At 71.5% G+C, this 4,293-nt stretch carries 4 protein-coding genes; all 4 read right to left on the reverse strand.

Going from position 1 to position 4,293, the window contains the following annotated elements; translation table 11 throughout:
- Positions 1-675 (reverse strand): phosphoglycolate phosphatase (gene gph / locus HA630_RS03975; RefSeq protein ID WP_166832509.1); only part of this gene is annotated, 675 nt, incomplete at its 3' end.
- Between the two features lie 14 nt (positions 676-689).
- Positions 690-2,747 (reverse strand): transketolase, encoded by a 2,058-nt coding sequence (gene tkt, locus HA630_RS03980; protein WP_208299955.1) that lies wholly within the window; start codon positions 2,745-2,747, stop codon positions 690-692.
- A gap of 22 nt (positions 2,748-2,769) precedes the next feature.
- The gene (locus HA630_RS03985) at positions 2,770-3,654 is read right to left on the reverse strand and encodes a phosphoribulokinase (protein ID WP_166832511.1); all 885 of its coding nucleotides are present in this window, start codon (positions 3,652-3,654) and stop codon (positions 2,770-2,772) included.
- Positions 3,655-3,690: 36 nt separating this feature from the next.
- Positions 3,691-4,293 (reverse strand): class 1 fructose-1,6-bisphosphatase (locus tag HA630_RS03990; protein WP_166832513.1); only part of this gene is annotated, 603 nt, incomplete at its 5' end.

Below are 4,293 nucleotides of genomic sequence, written 5' to 3' on the forward strand. Positions count from 1 at the left end.
CGCGGGCGCCAGGGCCGAGAAGTCGGCGATGACCCGGTCGGGGCCGCAGGCCTCGATGGGCTCGCCCATGTTGTAGCCATAGGGCAAGGCCCAGACGGCGACGCCGGCGTTGCGCGCGGTGGCGACGTCGATGGACGAATCGCCGACGAACAGCGCCCGCTCGGGGACCACGCCGTAGCGCAGCAGGGTGTCGGCGATGCCCAAGGGGTTGGGTTTTTTCACCGGCAGGGTGTCGCCGCTGACGACGCGGTCGAACAGCGGGGCCAGGACGTGGGCGTCGAGCACGGCCTGGGTGTAGCGCCCTTCCTTGTTGGTCACCACCGCCAGCTTGACGCCCACCGCCCGCAGCGCCTGCAGGGTGGCGCGCACCTGGGGGTACAGCTGGCTGCGGGTGCCACAGCGGCGCTGGTAGTGGCGGCCGAAGGCGGCCTCAAGGGTGGCAAAGCGGTCCGAGGCGCGCACCGCCTCGGCCGGCTCGCCCCAGCGCCAGGCCAGGGCCTGGATCAGCAGTTCGCGGGTGCCGTGGCCGATCCAGCGGTCCACGCGCGCCTGCTCCACCGGCGCCAGGCCGATTTCGATCAGGGTGTCGTTGACGGCGTCGGCGATTTCGGGCGCGGTCTCGATCAGGGTGCCGTCGAGGTCGAACAGCACGAGGTCGTAGGGGTAGGCGGTCATGCGAGGGGGTTCCATCAGGCGGGGGGTTGCAACAGGGCCTGCACCGCTTGCGCCACGGCCGCCGCGGTGAGGCCGAAGTGCGCGTACAGCGCCGGCGCGGGCGCCGATTCGCCGAAGGTGGCGATGCCGACCACCGCACCGCGGCGTCCGACGTATTTGCGCCAGAAGTCGGGGTGGGCAGCCTCCACCGCCACGGTGGGCAGGTGCAGCGGCAAGACACTGTGTTGGTAGGCCAGGGGCTGGCGGTCGAACGCACTGGTGCAGGGCATGGACACGACCCGGGCGCGCACGCCCTGCCCGGCCAGCAGGCCCTGCGCCGCCAGCGCCAGCGAGGTTTCCGAGCCGGTGGCGACGATGACGGCCTGGGGCGCATCCACCTCGGACAGCACGTAGCCGCCGAGCCGAATGGTGCCGGCCCCGATGCCGGCGGTCACGCGCGGCAGCGCCTGGCGGCTCAGGCACAGGGCGCTGGGGCCGTCGTGCCGCTCGATGGCGCAGGCCCAGGCCACGGCGGTTTCCAGCCCGTCGGCCGGGCGCCAGACATCGAGGTTGGGGATCAGGCGCAGGCTGGGCACGTGCTCCACGCTCTGGTGGGTCGGGCCGTCCTCGCCCAGACCGATGGAGTCGTGGGTGAAGACGTGGATGACGCGCTGCTTCATCAGCGCGGCCATGCGGATGGCGTTGCGCGAGTAGTCGGAAAACGTGAGGAAGGTGCCGCCGTAGGGGATGTGCCCGCCGTGCAGCGCCATGCCGTTCAACACGGCGGCCATGCCGAATTCGCGCACGCCGTGGCTCAGGTGGTTGCCCCAGCGGTCGCGCCCGGCCGGGGTGCAGCCCGCGAAGTCGGTGAGGTTGGAGGCGGTCAGGTCGGCGCTGCCACCAAACAGCTCGGGCAGCAGCGGCGCCAGGGCACTGAGGGCGTTCTGGCTGGCCTTGCGGGTGGCCAGCGGCGCGGCGTTGGCGGCGATGCCGGCGAGGATGTCGGGCAGGCGCTCGGCATAGGCGGGCAGGCGTTCGCCCCGGATGCGGCGCTCGAACTCGGCGGCCAGGGTCGGATGGGCGGCGCGGTAGGCTTCGAAGCGCTGGCGCCAGTCGGCCTCGCGGCAGGCGCCGCGTTCGCGGGCGTCCCAGGCGGCGGCCACGTCGGGCGGCACCTCGAAGGGGGCGGCGGTCCAGCCCAGGGCGTCGCGCGTGGCCTGCACCTCGGCCGGGCCCAGCGCGGCGCCGTGCACCTCGTGGCTGCCGGCTTTGTGCGGCGCACCCTGGCCGATCACCGTCTTGCAGCAGATCAGCGTCGGCCGGCCGTCGGGTCGGGCGGCCTGTGCCCGGGCGGCCCGCAGGGCGGCGTCCACGGCGGCGGGGTCGTGCCCGTCCACCGCGCGGACCACGTGCCAGCCGTAGGCTTCAAAACGGGCCGGGGTGTCGTCGGTGAACCAGCCCTCGACGTGGCCGTCGATGGAGATGCCGTTGTCGTCGTACAGCGCCACCAGCTGGCTCAGGCGCAGCGTGCCGGCCAGGCCGCAGGCCTCGTGGCTGATGCCTTCCATCAGGCAGCCGTCGCCCAGAAAGACGTAGGTGTGGTGGTCGACGATGGCGTGGCCCGGCCGGTTGAACTCGGCCGCCAGCAGCTTTTCGGCCAGCGCCATGCCCACCGCGTTGGCCAGCCCCTGACCGAGCGGGCCGGTGGTGGTTTCGACCCCGGGGGTCAGGCCCACCTCGGGGTGGCCGGGGGTGCGGCTGTGCAGCTGGCGGAAGCGGCGCAGCTCGTCCATGGGCAGGTCGTAGCCGGTCAGGTGCAGCAAGGCGTAGAGCAGCATGGAGCCGTGGCCGTTGCTGAGCACGAAGCGGTCGCGGTCGGGCCAGTGCGGGTTCGTCGGGTTGTGCTTCAGGTGGCGGTGCCACAGCACCTCGGCGATGTCGGCCATGCCCATGGGGGCACCGGGGTGGCCGCTCTGGGCCTGTTCCACCGCGTCCACCGCCAGCATGCGCAGGGCGTTGGCCATGCGGCGGGCCAAGGCGGGGGTGGGCTCGGGCGGGGCCAGGGGGCCGCTGGGCAGGTCGTGCAGGTTCATGGTGGGGCTCGCGGTGGGGGGCTCAGGCCAGGCCGAGGGCGCGTTTCTTGCGCTCCATCATGCGCCAGATGAAGGGGGTGAAGATGAGTTGCATGGCCAGCTCCATCTTGCCGCCGGGCACGACGATGGTGTTGGCCCGGCTCATCCAGGAGCGCTCGATCATGCTGAGCAGGTAGGGAAAGTCGATGCCCTTGGGGTTGGCGAAGCGGATCACCACCATGCTCTCGTCGGCGGTGGGCACGTCGCGGGCGATGAAGGGGTTGGAGGTGTCCACCACCGGGACGCGCTGGAAGTTGACGTGGGTGTACTGGAACTGCGGCGTGATGTAGTGGACGTAGTCGGGCATGCGGCGCAGGATGGTGTCGGTCACCGCCTCGGCGCTGTAGCCGCGCATGTGCTTGTCGCGCCAGAGCTTCTGGATCCATTCCAGGTTGATGACGGGCACCACGCCGATGAGCAGGTCGGGGTACTGGGCGACGTTGACCTCGGGCGTGACGACGGCGCCGTGCAGGCCTTCGTAGAACAGCATGTCGGTGTCGGCCGGCAGCGGCTCCCAGGGGGTGAAGGTGCCGGGCGCCTGGGCGTAGGGAGCGGCTTCTTCGGCGTTGTGCAGGTATTTGCGGCTCTGGCCCTGACCGGTGGCGCTGTAGGTGCGGAACAGGTGCTCGATTTCCTCGAACAGGTTGGCGCTGGCCCCGAAGTGGCTGAAGTTGACGTTGCCCAGGCGTTCGGCCTCCGCCGCCTGCGCCTTCATCTCCTGGCGGTTGTAGCGGTGGTAGCTGTCGCCTTCGACGATGGCGGCGCGCACCCCTTCGCGCCGGAAGATGTGGGCGAAGGTACGGGTGACGGTGGAGGTGCCGGCACCGGAGGAGCCGGTGATGGCGATGATGGGGTGGCGTTCGGACATGGCGGTCTCCGGGGAGCGGGGGAATGGGCGGGCGCGTCAGTCGCGGAACAGGCTGCGTTCGGCGAACAGCGGGACGGCGTCCCGGGTGGCCACCGGCTCGGCGTGGTAGCGCTCGATGCGCTCGACCTCGTGGCGCGAACCGAACACCAGCCCGATGCGCTGGTGCAAGCCGGTGGGTGGCACCGCCAGCACCGGCACCCGGCCGGTGCTGGCGCGGCCGCCGGCCTGCTCCACCAGCCAGCCGATCGGGTTGGCCTCGTACAGCAGGCGCAGGCGGCCGGGCTTGGCCGCGTCCTTGGTGTCGCGCGGGTAGAGGAAAACGCCGCCGCGCATCAGGATGCGGTGGGCCTCGGCCACCATCGAGGCGATCCAGCGCATGTTGAAGTCCTTGCCGCGCGGTCCGGACCGGCCGGCCAGGCACTCGTCCACGTAGCGCTTGACCGGCGCCTCCCAGAAGCGGCTGTTGGAGGCGTTGATGGCGAATTCCTGCGTGTCGGCCGGGATCTGGATCTGCGGGTGGGTGAGCTTGAATTCGCCCAGGCTGGGGTCCAGGGTGAAGCCGTACACGCCGGTGCCCACGGTCAGCACCAGCATGGTGGTGGGGCCGTAGAGGGCGTAGCCGGCCGCCATCTGCTGGGT

Source organism: Aquabacterium sp. A08 (genome assembly GCF_011742065.1).